We start from the raw sequence: 17,036 nt of genomic DNA, 5'->3' as shown, positions 1-17,036 counted from the left end.
CCTAGTCCCGCAGGTCCTCGGCAACCAATGAGGAGGACACAGCGGGCAATCTCGTCTCTGTTCCGAACAGGCCCAAAGCAAATGGGAATGCGCGCTGCCGGATGGATACGGTCACCATCGCTACATATGGCTCTCCTGCATACCCAAGATCAAGGTCTTCATAAAAGACAGACACATCTTCGGGCTCAAGATTGTATGTAATGCTGCTCACGGCGTTGAAAACACGCTGGAACCGGTCGGCATTACAGGTCATGCCGAGGTCTTCATTCTCGATCAGGCGTCCACCGCCGGAGCACCATACTGTCTGCACCGGTTCGCAGGCGTTTTGGTAGCAGGGGGTGCCAGCGGAGAACCCCGCCGCCGGGGTGCGGCGCATCACAGCCGCGCCGCCGATTTCCTGCACCGCAATCTCATTGACCACAGGGGCAGATACGACCGCCGCGCGCGCGCCCTGTTCCACAGCCTTTTGTGCTGAAAGCGCCCAGTGATAGGCAATCGCCATTTCGATCGTGAAATAGATGATCGCGACCAACGGGCCGAAGATCAGCACATATTCCACGGACGGGCCGGCGGTGTCGTCCTTGCGAAAACGGTTGAGGATGCCCCGAATGCTCATCAGTTCGTCCTCGGCCATGTTTCGGTGGCTTCCATGGTGAAGGAGCTGAAATCTGTGCCCCCCTCGCCACGATCAATCCACTCCAGCAAGGGGAAGCTGACATCCACCTCAACATCCACCATCGTGACATCCGCCGTCGAGGTGAGGGTGTTGAACCGCACCGCCTCAACAGCGCTGCCAAGGCGGCGATTGATCAGCGTCTGGGCGTTGGCGATAAAGATCGGGTCAATGGTCGCGCCCGTTTCATCAAGGGGTGCGCGCGCCATGTAGCGCGCTGCATCGCGTGTCGCGATATCAAGCGCGTTGCGCACCTGCATGGCCTGACCATATTGCGAGGCAAAGGCAAGAACGGCGATCAGGAACGGAAGCGTGATGACAAACTCCACGGTAACCGTGCCGGACGTATCCCGCTTGAATAGAGTTTTCCTGTCCCGGTTGGTTTGCACCAGCCCTACCCCCGCATTCCCCGATGACGTGAGACCCCCATCCCACAAACACTCAACGAGTCTATTTCGCTGAATGTATAACAATTTCGAGAGGAGAGTCACGCAAATAGCGCGGATTACTCGTCACTGGTTCCGAGATTGCCGACAGAATCCTCCGGCACGGTCAGAACCGGGCCCGTTCCGGCGATATAGTCGCTGTAAATGCGGAGCGCGACTTGACCATCAAATCCGCGCCCGTCCCCGATGATCTGGGTGCCGGACACCTGCGTGACGGCGCGCCGATTGAGGCGCTCCCGCTCTTCGGTCTGGACGACAGGTTGTTCTTCGCCCAGCGATGCAAGCGCGATCAGGCGCTCCCGCGGGACACCCTGTGCCACGAGGTATTCCAGCGCAGCCGTCGCGCGCTCCAGCCCGATTCGCTGGTTCACAGCCTCCCCACCGACCAGATCGGCATGGCCCACGATCTCAAATTGCGTGCCAGTGTTCCGGCGCAGCCAATTTGCTTGCAGATCAAGGGTTTGGCGGGCCTCCGGCCCAAGAGTGGTGCTGTTGAAATCGAACGTGACGGTGTTCGGCACGGCCTCGTTAAACGCGCGGGCAAGGTTAATCGCCCGCTGGCCCTGAGAGAGCGAGGATTTCTGCGCGATGCGGTTTTGCGCGGTCGCGGTGCCAAAGCTTGGATTGTCCGGGTTGCTGCCGATCTCATTCGCGGAGCACGCAGAAAGAGCGACAATCGCGATCAGCGCGGGCAGATGACGCTTACTCAATGACATAGCCATACTCCCCTTCAAACGCCTGATTGGCGATGCGTGCCACTTCGGCGCTGCCTTCAACCTGACCGTTCAGGAACAGCTCAAATTCGTTTGGAATACGCACCCGATCCGTCGGCAGTGACAGCGTGGAGCCATCGGTCGGGGAGACAAGATGCGGCGTGATCACGATCACAAGCTCGGTTTGTTCGCGCTGGAACGCCGCGGACCGGAAAAGGGCGCCAAGGATCGGCACATCGCCCAACCAGGGAATCGCGTTCTTCGTATCCGTGAAATCATCCTGAATGAGGCCCGCAATCGCGAAACTTTCGCCATCGCGCATCTCAACCGTGGTCTGTGCCCGCCGCACGGTGAAGCCATTGACGGTCGCCCCATTCACGGTGATGGAGATGTTGGGGTCCACCGCGCTCACCGCAGTGCGCACCTGAAGGTTAATCAGATCGGAATCGATCACTGTGGGGATGAAGCCCAGTTCAACGCCGAAGGGCTTATACTGCACCTCGACCTGAGCGACCCCGTTCTGGTTGTTCGCGATTGTCGGCAGCGGATATTCCCCCCCGGCGAGGAAGGTCGCTTCCTGCCCGGAAATCGCGACCACATTCGGCTCTGCCAGAGTGCGGACAAGGCCCTTCGTCTCCAGCGCTTCAAGCAGCAGGTTCAGGGTGAAGCTGCCGGACTGAAATCCCAGAAGGGCCGCGCCAAGCTGGTTTTGCGCCAGTGTAACCGGCTGATTTGTCAGGATATTGTTGAGGTTATTGCCCTGAATCAGCGTGCGTGTCCCGATCTGGTTGTTGCCCGGACCAATGCCTGCAAGGCTCGCGCCCAGTTGCTTGGCCACGGTGCGTTGCATTTCAGCGAATTGCACCTCCAGCAGCACCTGCTGGGTGCCGCCAACGGTCAATAGGCTGGTGACCGCATCCGGGGCGTAGCGATTGGCGAGTTCCACCGCGCGGGCGACCTGACGCGCGCCAGACACCGCCCCCGACAGGACCAGCCCGTCATTCGCGGTACGCACTTCAATCGGCTCTCCGGGGAGGATTTCGCGCAAACGCTCCTTGAATTCGCTCACATCGGGGGTCACGGCGATTTCGATATTCGCCAGCAGATCACCCCGCTCATCAATCAGCGTCAGCGTGGTGCGGCCCGTCGCGCGACCCAGCACATAGAGGTTCTGATCGCCCAGCACGGCCACATCGGCAATGCGTGGGTTCGCAATAGAAAGCTCCCCTACGGGGCGGGCGGTCTCGATCACGATGGCGCGGTCGATGGGCACATCAATCGTGTCTGTGGTCGCAGTCGATAAGACGCGCAATGGGCTTACGCTGGTTTGCGCCATGACAGGAGACGCGGCCAATGCCACACCGATTGCCGTGCCGAGCGCCCGAATCACTTGGTTCAAGGTCATGTTGCCTCTGCCTCCTCACGCACAAGGTGTTGTGTGCGGCCGCCATTCTGAGGGCGGTTACTATGTGCAGTGTGACAGAAACGGGAAAAAACGCAAGAATCAGTATCTTACAAGGCGACTCTGAGTCATTTGTGCAGAAACCGCGCCTAGTCCGCAGGAACGATGGACAACTCTCCGGCGCGGCGAATGCGGATCGTGCGCTGCACGGGTTCCGGCTCTGGCTCTGGCTCGGCTTCTGGTTCCGGCTCGGACGGTGGCGGGGCGACGCGGCCCACGATATCGTCCTGACTGACCTCAACCGCACCGCCGACGGTGGTGTCCGAAATCCCCCGCAAAGACAGGGACAGTTTGCCGCTGGATTGAGCCTGCGCGAGGATCGCGGCCTCCTGCGGGGTGGCTTCGACGGTGATGGTGCGCGCGATGATCGGGCGGTTCGTGTCCTGATTGGCGGTCTGGTCCACCGCGATGAGGCGGATGCCATCCAGGATCAGGCGGGTGACGGGGCTGCGCCCATCGCGCCCGGTCCAAAAGACGTCAACCCGGTCGCCCGGCGTCAAGAAACCCGAAACACCGCTGGCCACATCGACACGGATGGTAAAGGCGCGCTTGCCCGCCTCAAGCCGTGCCGCAACCCCGGCATCAAGGCCGAAACCTGTTATTTTCTTGGTCGTGATGGGTTCGTTCACGTCGATCGCACGCAGCACGATGATACGGTCATCGACTGCTTCGAGAATGGCGGCGGCGCTGTCGAACACGCCTTCGGGCTGAAACTCAGCGGGCCAGACGGCCACTTTCAGATCATTGGCGGTCAGAATATCGCCATAGGACAATTCTTTTGCCGCGACGATCACGTCCACGGTTTCGATGGGTGGGGGGGCTTGTTGCTGCATCTGCTGGATGCGGGCCAGCTGCTGATCGCGGGTCTCAAACTGGTTGCTCACCACATAAACGGCAAACCCGGCAAGCCCAATGCCAAGTGCCAGCACAAGCAAGAAAACAATCCGCATGGTGAAGCCCCTTCCTGAACCAAGCCTGTTCTAGCGATCCTTGGCTGGGGGTTCAACGTATCGCGTTTAACGCAAAGGCAAATCCCTAATCTACGGTATCCGTGGTTGTCGATGCCTGATCGGCGGTTATTGCCACATTTTGCTGGACGTCATTCGACATGGCGTTGATGCCACCTTCTAGGACGAACACAATGCCGACCGCGACAGACACGACCGCGCCGCATAGCACAACCCAATCGACGGTCACAGCGCCGCTGGTATCCTTCAGGAAAGCTCGTACAGGTTTCATCGGGGGCTCACTCGTTACGCAAATGGGGAGACTTCAAAAAAAACGGGGGCGTAAAACACCCCCGTCTCTATCGTTTGATACGCTAGGCTTGGCCTATTAGCCGCCGTCGCCTGCGCCCGCTGCTTCGGTGTCACCCGTGGTGCCGAGGCCGAGTGCATCGAGGTTGGTGGTGATGTTGGTGGATGCAGTCGTCAGACCGGTGTCAAGCGCAGCAACAACCCCCACTGCCACTGCAACAACCGCGCCACACAGCACAACCCAGTCTACCGTGACCGCACCGCTCTCGTCGTTCTTGAACTTCTTCAGCATGTTACCCTCCAGTTAGCTGATATTCCGTCGAGCATGTCTTTGCTCTGAGGATTAAATTGACGGTGAAATGTGACGCGAATTGGGCGAGGGTCCGTCAATTTTAAGGTGAGCACCTTTTTTTGTGTGCGGCTGAATTGGCGTAAAAAAGCGGGGGAACAAACGCTGTCCCCCCGCTGTCATTAGTAATTAGTTAACCAAATCAAAGGATTAAAGTTGCCTCGGTCACGGCCTTCACTTCGTCCATCGTGACGCCTTCCGCCAACTCGACAACCTTGAGGCCACCTTCGACCACGTCAAACACGCCAAAGTTGGTGATGATTCTGTGGACGACGGCCTTTCCGGTCAGGGGCAGGGTGCATTCCTTGAGCACCTTTGATTCCCCGCGCTTGTTCGCGTGATCCATCACCACCACAACCCGCTTCACCCCAGCGACAAGGTCCATCGCGCCGCCCATGCCTTTGACCAGTTTGCCCGGGATCATCCAGTTGGCCAAATCGCCCTTTTCGGACACTTCCATCGCCCCAAGGATCGCCATGTCGATATGGCCCCCCCGGATCATGCCGAAACTGTCGGCGGAGGAGAAATAGCTCGTCCGGTCCAATTCGGTGATCGTCTGCTTGCCCGCGTTGATGAGATCGGCGTCCTCGGACCCTTCCACCGGGAACGGGCCCATGCCGAGCATCCCGTTCTCCGATTGCAGTGTCACGTCTACGCCCTCAGGAATGTAGTTCGACACCAGCGTCGGGATCCCGATCCCGAGGTTCACATACATGCCGTCTTCAAGCTCTTGTGCCGCGCGTGCGGCCATTTGATTGCGGTCCCACATGGTCGCTCTCCTTTATGCCGCGCGCGTGGTGCGCTGTTCGATCCGCTTTTCGTGCTCGCCCTGAATGATGCGATCAACGAAAATGCCGGGGGTGTGAATGTTGTCGGGGTCAAGGCTGCCCACGGGCACGATTTCCTCCACCTCAGCGATGCAGATTTTCCCGCAGGTCGCCGCGTTGGGGTTAAAGTTGCGCGCGGTCTTGCGGTAGATGAGGTTGCCCTGCGCGTCACCTTTCCATGCTTTCACGATGGACAGGTCGGCAAAGATGCCTTCCTCCATGATGTAGGTCTCACCGTTGAAATCCTTGTGATCCTTGCCTTCCGCGATCACGGTGCCGACGCCGGTTTTGGTGTAGAAGCCCGGAATGCCCGCGCCGCCGGCGCGCATCCGCTCGGCCAGCGTGCCTTGTGGGTTGAATTCCAGTTCCAACTCACCGCCCAGATATTGGCGCATGAACTCCGCGTTCTCCCCCACATAGGAGGAGATCATTTTCTTCACCTGCCGGGTTTGCAGCAGCACGCCCAGCCCGAAATCATCGACGCCCGCATTGTTTGAAGCGACGGTCAGATCCTTGACGCCCGCGTCCCGAATGGCCGCGATCAGCAATTCTGGAATACCGCAAAGGCCGAATCCCCCGGCCGCGATCAACATTCCGTCGGACAGGACGCCATCCAGCGCCTCCGCCGCGGACCCATAGACTTTATTCATCCTGTCCTCCTCGGGTGCAGTGCATCATTTTTCGGTTGCGGCGCATCATGGCGAAGGCTTGAGGGGGCGTCCAGCGTGATTTTACCCCGCGTCACACCGGGCCAGAAGGTCGTGCAGGGCGTGGGTCACGGTGGCGGCGGTCTCCAGCGTCGGAATGTGCCCCGCACCCGGAACCTCCACGTAAGCCGCATCGGGCAGCGCCTCTGCCATCGCCTGATGCACGACCGGCGGGCAGATCACGTCCTTCTCGCCCACCAGCACGGTCACGGGTCCGGCAAATCCGGCGATCAGCGGCAGCATATCGCGGCGGCTCATCAAGGCCGCCGATTGCCGGTAGAACACATCGACGGGCATTGCCCCCATCATCGCGCGCGCAGCAGGCAAAAGCTGCGCCATCGCGTCGGGTGAATGACCATAAAGGCGCGGGGTGAACTGATCGACGAAGCTCATCAGCCCCTCCGCCCGGACCCGCGCAATCACGCTCTCACGATAGGTGTTCTCCTTGTCCCGCGCCGCATAGGGATCCGTGTCCATCAAAAGCGCGCCTGCGACACGCTCTGGCGCGCGGGTCATCACCTCCATCGCGATCATCCCGCCCATCGACAACCCTGCAAGCACGAAACGCTCCGGCGCTTGAGCCAAAAGCCGCTCCGCCATGGCGCCAAGCGTGTCATCCTGCGTGGTATCCGCCACCAGATAGGGACGCCCGCCAAGGCTCGCGATCTGCGGCGCATAAATCTCTGCCGTGCAGAGATGGCCGGGGATGAAAATCACGGGGGTCATGGTGTGCTCCTTACCAGATACCCGATCCAGAACCATGGATCGTCCGGGTTGTAATCCTAGCGCGCGGGCGAGATGGCATAGACGATTGCGGGGTTCAACGGATGATCTGCGGGCATGGCGGGGTGGATAAAATCGCGTGCGGGGGCGCGGGTCATGCCGATCCGCTCCATCACCCGCATCGAGGGCTGGTTTGCGGGGGAGGTGAAGGCGACGACTTCCGAAAGCCCCATATCCCATGCAACGGCGAGGGACGCGTTCGCCGCCTCAGTGGCGTAGCCGTGCCCCCATGCGGATCGCGCGAACCGCCAGCCGACCTCCGTCACTGGGCCGATGGGCAGGCCCACGGGGCGGTGCAGGCCCGTCATGCCGATCAGCGCCCCATCCGATTTACGCTCAACCGCCGCAAAGCTGAGGTCGCTGCGCCACAGGCTGCGCATCCGGTCAAGAAACGCGTCGCTTTCCGCCCGGGTCAGCGGCGCAGGGAAGTGGCGCATCACCGCCGGGTCCGCGTTGATCGCGGCAAAGGGTGCATCGTCTGCATCGCGCCAGCGCCGAAGGATCAATCGCTCCGTCTCTGCCCATGTATCGTCAGGCAAAGCCATACGCCTGTGCGATCTTGGTGACTTCTCCGTCAAGGAATGCGGCGAAGGCTGCCCGTGGCTGATGTGCGGCGATGCGAGCGGCAAGCGGATCGGATGCGTCGATGCGGCTGCCTGACAGGGTTTGCAGAACGGCATGGCCGCAGAACGGGACATGCGCCTCAGAATATCCGCCCTCATGGGCCAGTACGAGCCGGCCATCGCACAGCTCCGCTGCGGCGGTCATCATCTGAGCGGTCATCGCGCCGAACGTATCCGCACCCGCGAGCATCCGCGCCAAGGGATCGACCCCCGACGCATCAAATCCGCTGGCCACGAGGATCACATCGGGCTTATGCGCATCCAGCGCGGGGCGCACGATCCGGTCCATCGCGTCGAGATAGGTCACATGCCCGGTGCCGGGGGGGAGGGGGATGTTGATATTGGCCACGCCACCCGCGCCAACGGCCCCGCGATCCCACGGATAATTCCCCTCCTGATGGAGGGAGATGGTCAGCACATCGGGGTCATCCGCATAAATCGTTTCCGTCCCGTTGCCGTGATGCACATCCCAATCGACAACCGCAAAGCGCCGGGCCAATCCAGCGGCGCGGGCGGCTTCGATCGCCACGGGAATATTCGCCAAAAGGCAAAAGCCCATCGGCTTTTCCGGCTCGCAATGATGGCCCGGGGGGCGCGACAGCGCGTAGGCATTGCGCATCTCCCCCTTGAGCACCGACAGGAGCGCCTGTTTGACCAACCCTGCCGAGAGGGCCGCGATTTCATAGCCCCCCGCGCCGAAGGGCGTGCGCTCCCCCAACTCGCCGCCGCCCGCGTCGGACGCTGACTTGAACGTATCGAGGTAGCGGGCAGGGTGGATCCGCTCCAGATCGGCGCGGCTGGCCAGATCGGCGGATTGTACCCTCAGGTCACGGATCAGGCCTGTGACCTCCACAAGATTGCGCAAGCGGCGCTTTGTCTCCGGGCTTTCGGGCAGGCCCCCGGCGGCCAGCGGCTGCACCAATCCTCCCACGGGCATGGTCAGCGCATAATTGCCGCCCGAATGCCAAAAGCACCGCTCATCCGTGAAAAATCCAGTGGTCATGCGCGCCCCTTTCGTCTGTTGGGCCACACGCTAAGGCGGCGGGCCGGAAAGCGAAAGGGTCAGCTTGTGATGATCAGGGCGGCGATCTCCCGCGCCAGATCGGCGGCTTCCTCAGCGGCCTTGCTGCGGGGTTGCAACTCTGCCGCGGTCTTGCCCTGCATGAAGGCGGTGGAAAACACCACGCGGTTGCCAAGCCGCGTCTCCAGTAGCGGCGCGTCGATCATGGCGGCGAGTTCTTCCACATTGCCCCCACGCGGCGGCACCCGGTTGAGAAACGCATGAAGCGGCGTTTTCTCCTTTTGCGCCATCTCCATGACAGGGGTCAGCGCCCAGACATCCATCACCGAAGGCTGCACTGGGGCGATCACCAGATCGCTGTCGCGGATCGTGGCGCGCAGCAGGATATCGGCATTGCCGGGGCAATCGACCAGAACGACATCATGATCCCGCTTGAGGCTGCGCATGTCAGAGGACGCTTTCCAATCGGAGGATTGCACCACCGTCATATCCTGCGCCCCGCGCAAATTGCCCCATGCTACGAGCGATCCTTGCGGGTCAAGGTCCAGCAGACCGACGCGTTTGCCCTCGGCCGCCAGCGCTTGCGCGACCTGAACCAGCGCCGTGGTTTTGCCCGCGCCACCCTTTTGCTGGGCAAATGTGAGGATATGGCTCATCGCGCTCTCTTTCGTCAGAAATTCGCCACAGCTTGAGCGAAATCCCGAAATATGGAAAGGGTCAAGACAGGATAAATCGCCGCAACCCCCGTTTGCCGGAAAGGACGCCCGCCCGTGGCCCATACGCCCCTCAGCCTCGACGATTTGGCCGCGATCACCACGCGCGACAGGCAAGGTGGCGCGGAGGACGCGCGGCTCATTCGCCCCTTGCGCCATGAGGTGATGAATGGCGCTGTGCAGGACATTGTCCATCTCGATGCAAAGCTTGAGGCGCTTTATGCGCTGATTGCCAAGCACCGCCCGCGCGACGCGCTGCGCGGGTTTCATGCGCGCTGTTCGGGCCGGTTTGGGCCGGAGCAGTGGGGCCTGCCTTGGGTCCGGGGGCTGACGATCGCCGGAGCGCTGGAGGAGGCCGCAGCGGAAATGTCCGCTTTGCTTGATCAGCCCAGCCCGCCCTTGGCCCTGTTGGCGGAGGCTGAGCGGGTTTTCTACCTGTCGGGCGATGTGGCGCGCGGGCAGGAGATGAGCCAGCGTCTCCTTGCGGATACTAGCGCCCCGATGCCATTGCGTGTGCGCGCCGGGCGCAGGCTCGTGCATCTGGGCCAAGCCGCTTATGTGGCCAAGGCTGCTCAGGATGTGTTCGCCCGCCTCCCAGTCGGGCAGCCGGGGGCCGCGCGGCCCGATCTGTCGCGGCCCATGCGCGGCTTTGTCATCTCGCTTGACCGTGCGGCGCACCGGATGCCGAGTTTTCAGGCGGCGATGGGCGATCAGGTGCGGATCACCCGCATCAACGCGATGGATGGGCAGACCCTGACCGACGTGGAGATCACGGAAGCGAAGGTCAGCCCGCGTGCCAAACTCACAGCCAATGAGGTCGCCTGTTGCCTGTCCCACCGGGCGGCCTGGGATGCGGTCGCCGCGCAATGTGAGGCGGATGAATACGCGCTGGTGTTCGAGGATGACGCCCGGTTCATCCATGGCCCCGGCGCTGGGCTTGCCGCCGCGACAGGGGCCGCGCGGGCGGCGGGGGCAGGGCTGGTGTTTCTCAACATCTCGGCGGTTGCGCAGGTGTTGGGGCGGCCCGCGACCCGCGAGGGATTGCAGATCCGCGACATTCCCACGATCCACCGGGAGGGCGCAGCGGCATGGCTGAAGCTCAAGGCCGGATGGGGCGCGTATGGCTATCTGATATCAGGGGCCAAGGCCGCAGAACTGAGTGCCGCATGGGCGCAGTGGCGCTGCCATACCGCATTGGATTGGCAGATGTTCCTGATGGCCTTCCCCGATCCGGCTGAGGTGCAGCCCTTCTGGTCCTACCGTCGCGGGCTGAACCTGTTGCGCGCGGCCACCGCCCCGCGCCCGAGCGTGCCTGCCCATGTCTGCACCTATCCCCTGATCGAGACGGATGATTACGGGCTAAGCTCGATTGATTATTGACCCGCCTGCGCCGCGCGGCGCTTGGCCATGCGGAAGGCGCGGGTAAAGCCGGGAATGTGGTGCTCCCGCCCCTGCTTTTTCAGATAGCCTTCCATCGTTTTGCGATAGAGGAAAATCGCGCGGCGATCCCGAATGGCCTGATAAAACGCGGACGGGTCAAGCGTGCCGTTCAGCCCCTGTTCCATGACCATCTTCAAGTGACCCATCCGGTTGATCACAAGCGCCGATTTATGGCCCAGCCCGATGGCGCGCAGCGTGGTGATATTGTCCCCCGACAGGCGCTTGGCCTGTTTGCGGTCATTGTCATCGAACGGATCATAGATGAGATAGACGTTTTTCGCCTCGCCGATCCCGTCCGCCGCGTCAGAAAAGGGCAGGGTCCAGTCCGCCGCGCGCCCCTTGGCAAAGCGATGCTCCCACGGCACCTTATCCGTATCGAGCGTGGTTTGCGGGCTGAACGCCACGACCTGCGCACCGGGCGAGAGGCGCGAAAAGGTCAACGCGCCAAAAGCGCCCATTGAGGTGCCCGCAAAGCCGGATGTCTCAAAACGGGCGAAAAAGCCGTCCGCGGCGAGCTTTTCCATGAAGGCGATCAGGTCCATGTCCCGAAACCATGTGGGCGCCTGCGCATAGATGCCCAGATGCGACCAGCCATGATCGGCACAGAGTTTCTGCGCCCATGGCTCGCGCCGCATACGCGTGTCGCCCGCATTGTGCAGATTGTCGAAAGACACCACGAGCTTTTCCGGCCCCCGATCCACGAAGGACGCGGCATAGGCCCCGACCTTGTGATAAAAACCGGGCCGCGTGCCGCCGGGATAAATCTCCTCAAACCATGTGGGTGGCAGCGCGTCGGCGTTAACCACCAGATGGCCCTCGGGCACATCGGCAGTGGTGGTTTCGGCGGCGTCGGTTTGCGCATCGGTATCGGCGGTAGTTTCGCTCGGGGGGGCTGCGGGCGCTGGCGGGGCGGCGGCTTCTTCTGCATGGAGTGCCTCATAGGCTCCGATAAAGGCCTCCACCGCTTTGTTCTTGCGCTCCAACGTCGCGCGCATATCGGCCACTTCGTCAAAGGGCGTGTCAAACTCACCCGGCTCAGGATGGAAAAACGCGCCGTCCCCGTCGACAAACCGGCTGATGAATTTCTCCCGGTCATCGGCCAGCGTCGCCAGAATGTATTCCCGGTCCCGCGCGTTGAACGCATCATAGGAGCCGAACACGCCTTCGGGCTGCTGCTCAAAGAGGATGCGCGCGATGTTGCGCGCCTTGGTCCCGTCCTGTGCGCCCAGAATGCCCAGCAATTCGCTCATCTCGACCGAAAAGGACGGGTTCGCGTCAAGCTGGATATTCTCCATCTTGCTCATGTCGGGCACTTTGATGAGGTCGCAGAAATCCTCGATGATATTGTTGTTTTTCAGAACCTTGCGGTGATAGGGGCGGATGGTGATGCAGTCATCCCCGCCAAAATGCCGGGCATAATGGCTCAGGATCGCGTTATAGCCCGCTTTCGGCGTCTGTTCCTTGACGAATTCGTCCTTTGTGAATTCGAGCCGCCCTTTCTTCATGTGTTGTTTATAGAGCGACTCGACATAGGAATCCTGTCGCCGCAGATAGGCGATCACCCGCGTCTGGCCCTTGAAAATGGGATCAAACACATGGCCGAGCTTGCGCGCCATGGCAAAGCGGAACAGCGTCTCGCTTGAGGCGAAATGGATCATGTCGGGCTGGCTGAGATATTCCTCCGCCAATGCCTTTCGCATCGCATCCGCGTCACCGCGAATGGTCGCCATGGAAATCTGGTTATGCGCGGGGCCCGCGCGGCCGGCCTTCATGTAGTTGATGCCCTGCGCGCGCAACGCATCCTCATTCTTGCTCATGAAGGATTGCAGGGCGGTGGTGCCCGTTTTGGGTGACCCGATATGCAGGATCAGCATGATGCCTCCTCCCCGCCGCCTGTCATGGGGTTAGCGGCGGTCATATTTCAGCGTTCTTTCGGAGGGTAATCGCTGGTTGCGCGCGCGCAGCTCCTTGCCCGCGTTGTTGAGCGCCTTGCGAAACGCGGGGCCGCGATTGTTTGACAGGTAATGCTCGCACAGCATCGCCGTCAGGTAGGGGCGCTCGCGTTTATCAAGCTGGGCCAGCAGTTCCTTAAGGTAGCGCGGGAACCTGCGCCGCGCGCGCATCAGATCGTAGAATTCCGCGGTGTTGAGCGTGCCCTCGATACAGCCTTCGATCACCGGGGCGAGGATGCCCATCTGCTGCATCGCGGACGCGATCCGGTGCCCCATGAAACGGCATTTGAACTTCGTCACATTCTCCCCACCAAACAGCGACATATGCATCGCATCAAGTTGCGCGGTGGGATCATAGAACAGATAGGCGTGTTTGGCGCTCTTGATCATGTCGGGGCCAAAGCCATAGCGGCTGGAGTAATCCCGGATCCATGCGCGCTTATAGCGGGTTTCCCAGCTTGCCACATCGCGGCTCAGCGTTGCCTGCGGGCTGATGGAAATGACGGTCGCACCAGGGCAGGCGGCGGAGAACGCGGTCGCGGCATAGCCGCCCATGGAGGCGCCATAAAACACCACCCGCTCGAATTGATCAAAATAGCCCGTATCGCGCAATTCGTCGAAGAAATCGTGCACGTCCTCGTCCCGATACCATGTCCACGCATGGGCCATCAGGCCAAGGATCGACCAGCCCCGCTCCGTCACAAACCGAAACCCCCATGGCAGGCGGTTCGGGACATTGTCATAGACGTGATCAAGGTTTTCAAACGTGACCAGCAGCGTGCCGGATGTGCCGACAGACAGCGCCGTGTGTTCCTCCCCCAAGCGGCGGTAAAAGCCGTGCTTGGCGCCAAGATCCTTCATCGCGACGGTCCAGTCCGCGCGGGACATTTCCTCGGCATTGGCTGTGAGAAGCGGATGATCAATCATTCGAAGGGGCCTCTTGTGACAGCGCGACCAGCAATTCGCGGCCAATATCGGTCTGTTTTGCCGCCTCGATATCGGCGCGGTGTTTTGCGACAGCCTGCTCATGCAAGTCCATCAAGACCGGATCGCGGCTGAAGAATTTAAGCATCTGGCGCATACTCCGGCGCAGCGCGAGGATGGAGCGGTCCTCCTCCTCGTTGCGGTTCATCTTGTTCCAATAGCTCAGGTCGATGGCCTGCCCGCCATGGACCCGGCCCTTGGCCTGTTTCATCAGGAAACTTTCGGTGGAGCGGACGCCGTAATGATTGATCTGCCCCATATCGTAGCTGATCGTGTGCCGGTCAAAGCGCCATTGATGGGGGCGGTAGCTTTCGGGAATGTCCTCTCCGGCGGCATTGACCCATTTGATCGGTCCCCAATCTTCATTCTTAGGCACGCGGGGGCGATGGGGGCCAAGGCGCTCGAAACTCTCGGGGCGGTGGATGGATTTCATGCCCCATGCCTGCATCGGGGCGGGGCAATAATGGGGGGCCGCACGGGTGAATTTCTGGATCACGAAGCCGGGGTTGTACCCCTCCACGCCACCATTCCCGAACAATCGCCACGGCAGCGAAATGGCATCAACCCGCCCGCCGACGCGGGCTTCGGCCTCTGCCGTGAGGGCCTGCACGGATTTGTCACCCACATGGATATTGATGAATTCATCGGCGTCGATCAGCGCAACCCATTGCGAGGAGGTATAGATCAATTCCTTGGTCGCGGCGCGAAAGGCGCGGATTTGATAACTGTTGCGCTGGCCTTCGCGTTTGGTGTTGTCGCGGTGGATGACCTGACCCAGCCGGGCGAGCCGGTCCAGCATCAAATCCGTCCCATCATCGCAATCGTTGGTATAGACCAGAATATCGGTGAACCCGATCGCACGATGAAATGCGAGCCATTCCAACAGGAATGGTCCTTCGTTTTTCATGCAGGTGACGATCAGGTAACGGTCGGTCACGGTTCACTTTTCCCGGCTATGGTTGGCGTCATGGCCTATATCATTCAGCAGCCGCGCCAGAAATGCCAGCCGGATCGGGCAAAATTGCGGCAGATCGGGGCGTTATGGGTCGAACCGGTTATAGGCCACGCACTCTTCCACTGCCTTGAGCGACAGGATGGTGTCGAAGGCCAGCTCGAAATTGTCATAGACCACGGCGCATTTCGCGCGCAGCACGTCCTCTTCGGTCACCATCGGCAGAATGTCTGAGATCATCTGCTGATATTCCGGCAGGGCCATTTCGTGCATCAGGTCGATCATCCGGTCCACCGCGACCAGCCGGTAGGTGCGGATGCGGTTCTCATCCCCGATCATCTCATTGGCTGCATGGATGTTCATCAGCGCGCCCTGAAGCGCCATCATCGTCTCAAGCGGGTTTTGCGCGTAATAATCGCCCCGGATCGTGCCCAGCAGGATTTCAGAAGGTGCGATCACATCCGTGCCCGCGTTTTCATTGAGCGGGCGCATCATTTCATCGTTGAGAAAGCGGACGATCACCTCTTCGGTCTGGTTGCATTGCGCATCCACCAGATCGTCACCACTGAGGGCTTGCGCGTCCTCCATGGGCAGGAAATCGACCACAGCACCGCAGACCCGTTCCTGCGCGAAAGCGGCCTGTCCCAGCCCCAAAGCAACAAGAAAGATCGCGATCCGCATTCCCCGATCAGCCCCGCGATGTGGGTGTGCCCCACAGATCATATTCGCTCGCCTCATCTACCGTCACCGTGACGATATCACCGGGTGACAGCCCCTCAAAGCCATCATCGATGAAAAGGTTGCCATCAATCTCTGGCGCGTCGGATTGGGTGCGGCAGACGGCACCCTCCTCATCAACCGTATCGACGATCACCGGCAGGATCGTGCCGACCTTTGCCTCCAGCTTCTCGGCGGAGATGCGCTGGGCCACGTCCATGAACCGCTCGAACCGCTCTTGCTTGACGTCTTCGGGCACATGGTCGGGCAGGTCATTGGCGCGTGCGCCCGCGACGTTTTCGTATTGGAACGCGCCAACCCGGTCGAGGCGGGCCTCTTCCATCCAGTCCAGAAGGTATTGAAACTCCGCCTCCGTCTCACCGGGATAACCGACGATGAAGGTGGAGCGCAGGGTGATATCGGGCCGTATCGCGCGCCAGCGGGCAATCCGCTCCAGCGTTTTGGAGGACGCCGCAGGCCGGGCCATACGTTTGAGCGTGTCGGGATGGGCATGTTGGAACGGCACGTCGAGATAGGGCAAAAGACCCGTCTCAGGCTCTGCCATCACTTCGACCAAGCCATCGACATGGGGGTAGGGATAGACATAGTGCAGCCGCACCCACGCCCCCAACCGGCCCATTTCGCGAGCCATATCGGTCATATGGGTGCGCACATCGCGGTCGTGGAACTTATGCGTGTCATGCTTGCGGTCCACGCCATAGGCGGACGTGTCCTGACTGATGACGAGGATTTCGCGCACGCCGCTCTCCACCAGCTTCTCGGCCTCCCGCAGCACCGCATGCACGGGGCGGCTTTGCAGACGGCCGCGCATGTCAGGGATGATGCAGAATTTGCACTTGTGATTACAGCCTTCGGAGATTTTCAGATAGGCGTAATGGCGCGGGGTCAGTTTCAGACCCGCCGCTGGCATCAGGTCAATGAACGGATCGGGATCGGGCGGAACGGCGGCATGGACCGCGTCGAGCACCTGCTCATATTGGTGCGGGCCAGTGACCGCCAGAACGCTGGGATGGGTGCCGCGAATGTACTCCTCTTCCGCGCCCAGACAGCCGGTGACGATCACCTTGCCGTTCTCCGACAGCGCCTCCCCGATTGCATCGAGGCTTTCGGCCTTGGCACTGTCGAGAAAGCCGCAAGTGTTCACGATCACCGCGTGGGCCCCGGCATAGTCGCCCGTGATGGCATAGCCTTCGGAACGAAGGCGCGTCAGGATACGCTCACTGTCCACCAGCGCCTTGGGGCAGCCCAAGGACACCATGCCGATGCGCGGTTGGCCCGCGCGGGCAACCTCGGTGAAGCGGGCCTGCGGGGCAAGATCGGGGCGGAGATTTGGCGGGTTCGTGCTCATGGCGGTGGCTATACATCCGATGTTGTGTTTGGGGAAGCGTTGCATGCCT

General features: G+C 61.2%; 19 protein-coding genes. 1 reads left to right on the top strand and 18 read right to left on the bottom strand.

Features of this window, described 5'->3' with window-relative positions:
- Position 1: 1 nt before the first annotated feature.
- From FHS89_RS09715 to FHS89_RS09655, 13 genes are all read right to left on the bottom strand, one after another.
- Positions 2–616, bottom strand: coding sequence for a TadE/TadG family type IV pilus assembly protein (locus tag FHS89_RS09715; RefSeq protein ID WP_184011061.1), 615 nt, complete (start codon positions 614–616; stop codon positions 2–4).
- Positions 616–1,002 carry a TadE/TadG family type IV pilus assembly protein gene (locus FHS89_RS09710; RefSeq protein WP_184011059.1) on the bottom strand — a complete coding sequence of 129 codons (387 nt, stop codon included), beginning with the start codon at positions 1,000–1,002 and terminating at the stop codon, positions 616–618. The genes FHS89_RS09715 and FHS89_RS09710 overlap by 1 nt, the downstream gene beginning before the upstream one ends.
- Before the next feature lie 176 nt (positions 1,003–1,178).
- Positions 1,179–1,835 carry an OmpA family protein gene (locus FHS89_RS09705; RefSeq protein ID WP_184011057.1) on the bottom strand — a complete coding sequence of 219 codons (657 nt, stop codon included), beginning with the start codon at positions 1,833–1,835 and terminating at the stop codon, positions 1,179–1,181.
- Entirely contained in the window at positions 1,822–3,237 is a 1,416-nt protein-coding gene (locus FHS89_RS09700) for a type II and III secretion system protein family protein (RefSeq protein WP_184011055.1), read from the bottom strand. Before FHS89_RS09700 ends, FHS89_RS09705 begins: the two co-directional genes overlap by 14 nt.
- Before the next feature lie 146 nt (positions 3,238–3,383).
- On the bottom strand, positions 3,384–4,244 hold the full coding sequence (gene cpaB / locus FHS89_RS09695) for a Flp pilus assembly protein CpaB (RefSeq protein ID WP_184011053.1): 861 nt from the start codon (positions 4,242–4,244) through the stop codon (positions 3,384–3,386).
- Between the two features lie 85 nt (positions 4,245–4,329).
- A complete protein-coding gene (locus tag FHS89_RS09690) occupies positions 4,330–4,533 on the bottom strand; it encodes a Flp family type IVb pilin (RefSeq protein WP_184011051.1) in 204 nt (67 codons plus the stop codon).
- A gap of 96 nt (positions 4,534–4,629) precedes the next feature.
- Positions 4,630–4,842: a pilus assembly protein gene (locus FHS89_RS09685; protein ID WP_184011049.1), complete on the bottom strand. Its 213-nt coding sequence runs from the start codon at positions 4,840–4,842 to the stop codon at positions 4,630–4,632.
- Positions 4,843–5,041: 199 nt separating this feature from the next.
- Positions 5,042–5,668 carry a 3-oxoacid CoA-transferase subunit B gene (locus tag FHS89_RS09680; RefSeq protein WP_184011048.1) on the bottom strand — a complete coding sequence of 209 codons (627 nt, stop codon included), beginning with the start codon at positions 5,666–5,668 and terminating at the stop codon, positions 5,042–5,044.
- A gap of 12 nt (positions 5,669–5,680) precedes the next feature.
- Positions 5,681–6,376 carry a CoA transferase subunit A gene (locus FHS89_RS09675; RefSeq protein WP_184011046.1) on the bottom strand — a complete coding sequence of 232 codons (696 nt, stop codon included), beginning with the start codon at positions 6,374–6,376 and terminating at the stop codon, positions 5,681–5,683.
- Between the two features lie 81 nt (positions 6,377–6,457).
- Positions 6,458–7,159 carry an alpha/beta fold hydrolase gene (locus FHS89_RS09670; RefSeq protein WP_184011044.1) on the bottom strand — a complete coding sequence of 234 codons (702 nt, stop codon included), beginning with the start codon at positions 7,157–7,159 and terminating at the stop codon, positions 6,458–6,460.
- A 56-nt stretch (positions 7,160–7,215) separates the two neighbouring features.
- Positions 7,216–7,761: a GNAT family N-acetyltransferase gene (locus FHS89_RS09665; RefSeq protein WP_184011042.1), complete on the bottom strand. Its 546-nt coding sequence runs from the start codon at positions 7,759–7,761 to the stop codon at positions 7,216–7,218.
- Positions 7,748–8,842 (bottom strand): class II histone deacetylase, encoded by a 1,095-nt coding sequence (locus FHS89_RS09660; RefSeq protein WP_184011040.1) that lies wholly within the window; start codon positions 8,840–8,842, stop codon positions 7,748–7,750. The genes FHS89_RS09665 and FHS89_RS09660 overlap by 14 nt, the downstream gene beginning before the upstream one ends.
- 59 nt (positions 8,843–8,901) lie before the next feature.
- Positions 8,902–9,516: a ParA family protein gene (locus FHS89_RS09655; RefSeq protein ID WP_184011038.1), complete on the bottom strand. Its 615-nt coding sequence runs from the start codon at positions 9,514–9,516 to the stop codon at positions 8,902–8,904.
- A 114-nt stretch (positions 9,517–9,630) separates the two neighbouring features.
- Here FHS89_RS09655 and FHS89_RS16445 point away from each other — a divergent pair, with 114 nt between their 5' ends.
- On the top strand, positions 9,631–10,953 hold the full coding sequence (locus FHS89_RS16445) for a glycosyltransferase family 25 protein (RefSeq protein ID WP_184011036.1): 1,323 nt from the start codon (positions 9,631–9,633) through the stop codon (positions 10,951–10,953).
- Here FHS89_RS16445 and FHS89_RS09645 read toward each other — a convergent pair.
- From FHS89_RS09645 to rimO, 5 genes are all read right to left on the bottom strand, one after another.
- A complete protein-coding gene (locus FHS89_RS09645) occupies positions 10,947–12,887 on the bottom strand; it encodes an alpha/beta hydrolase (protein ID WP_184011035.1) in 1,941 nt (646 codons plus the stop codon). The two genes, FHS89_RS16445 and FHS89_RS09645, sit on opposite strands and share 7 nt — an antisense overlap.
- Positions 12,888–12,917: 30 nt before the next feature.
- Positions 12,918–13,892 (bottom strand): alpha/beta hydrolase family protein, encoded by a 975-nt coding sequence (locus FHS89_RS09640; protein ID WP_184011033.1) that lies wholly within the window; start codon positions 13,890–13,892, stop codon positions 12,918–12,920.
- Positions 13,885–14,886: a glycosyltransferase family 2 protein gene (locus tag FHS89_RS09635; protein ID WP_184011031.1), complete on the bottom strand. Its 1,002-nt coding sequence runs from the start codon at positions 14,884–14,886 to the stop codon at positions 13,885–13,887. The genes FHS89_RS09640 and FHS89_RS09635 overlap by 8 nt, the downstream gene beginning before the upstream one ends.
- Positions 14,887–14,988: 102 nt before the next feature.
- On the bottom strand, positions 14,989–15,582 hold the full coding sequence (locus FHS89_RS09630) for a hypothetical protein (protein WP_184011029.1): 594 nt from the start codon (positions 15,580–15,582) through the stop codon (positions 14,989–14,991).
- 7 nt (positions 15,583–15,589) lie between these two features.
- The gene (rimO, locus tag FHS89_RS09625; protein WP_184011027.1) at positions 15,590–16,987 is read right to left on the bottom strand and encodes a 30S ribosomal protein S12 methylthiotransferase RimO; all 1,398 of its coding nucleotides are present in this window, start codon (positions 16,985–16,987) and stop codon (positions 15,590–15,592) included.
- Between the last annotated feature and the right edge of the window lie 49 nt (positions 16,988–17,036).

The organism is Rubricella aquisinus (genome assembly GCF_014199445.1).
Classification (GTDB): Bacteria; Pseudomonadota; Alphaproteobacteria; order Rhodobacterales; family Rhodobacteraceae; genus Rubricella; species Rubricella aquisinus.
The sequence above is the reverse complement of the archived record's forward strand: the minus strand, read 5'-3'. Positions and strand labels throughout refer to the sequence as shown.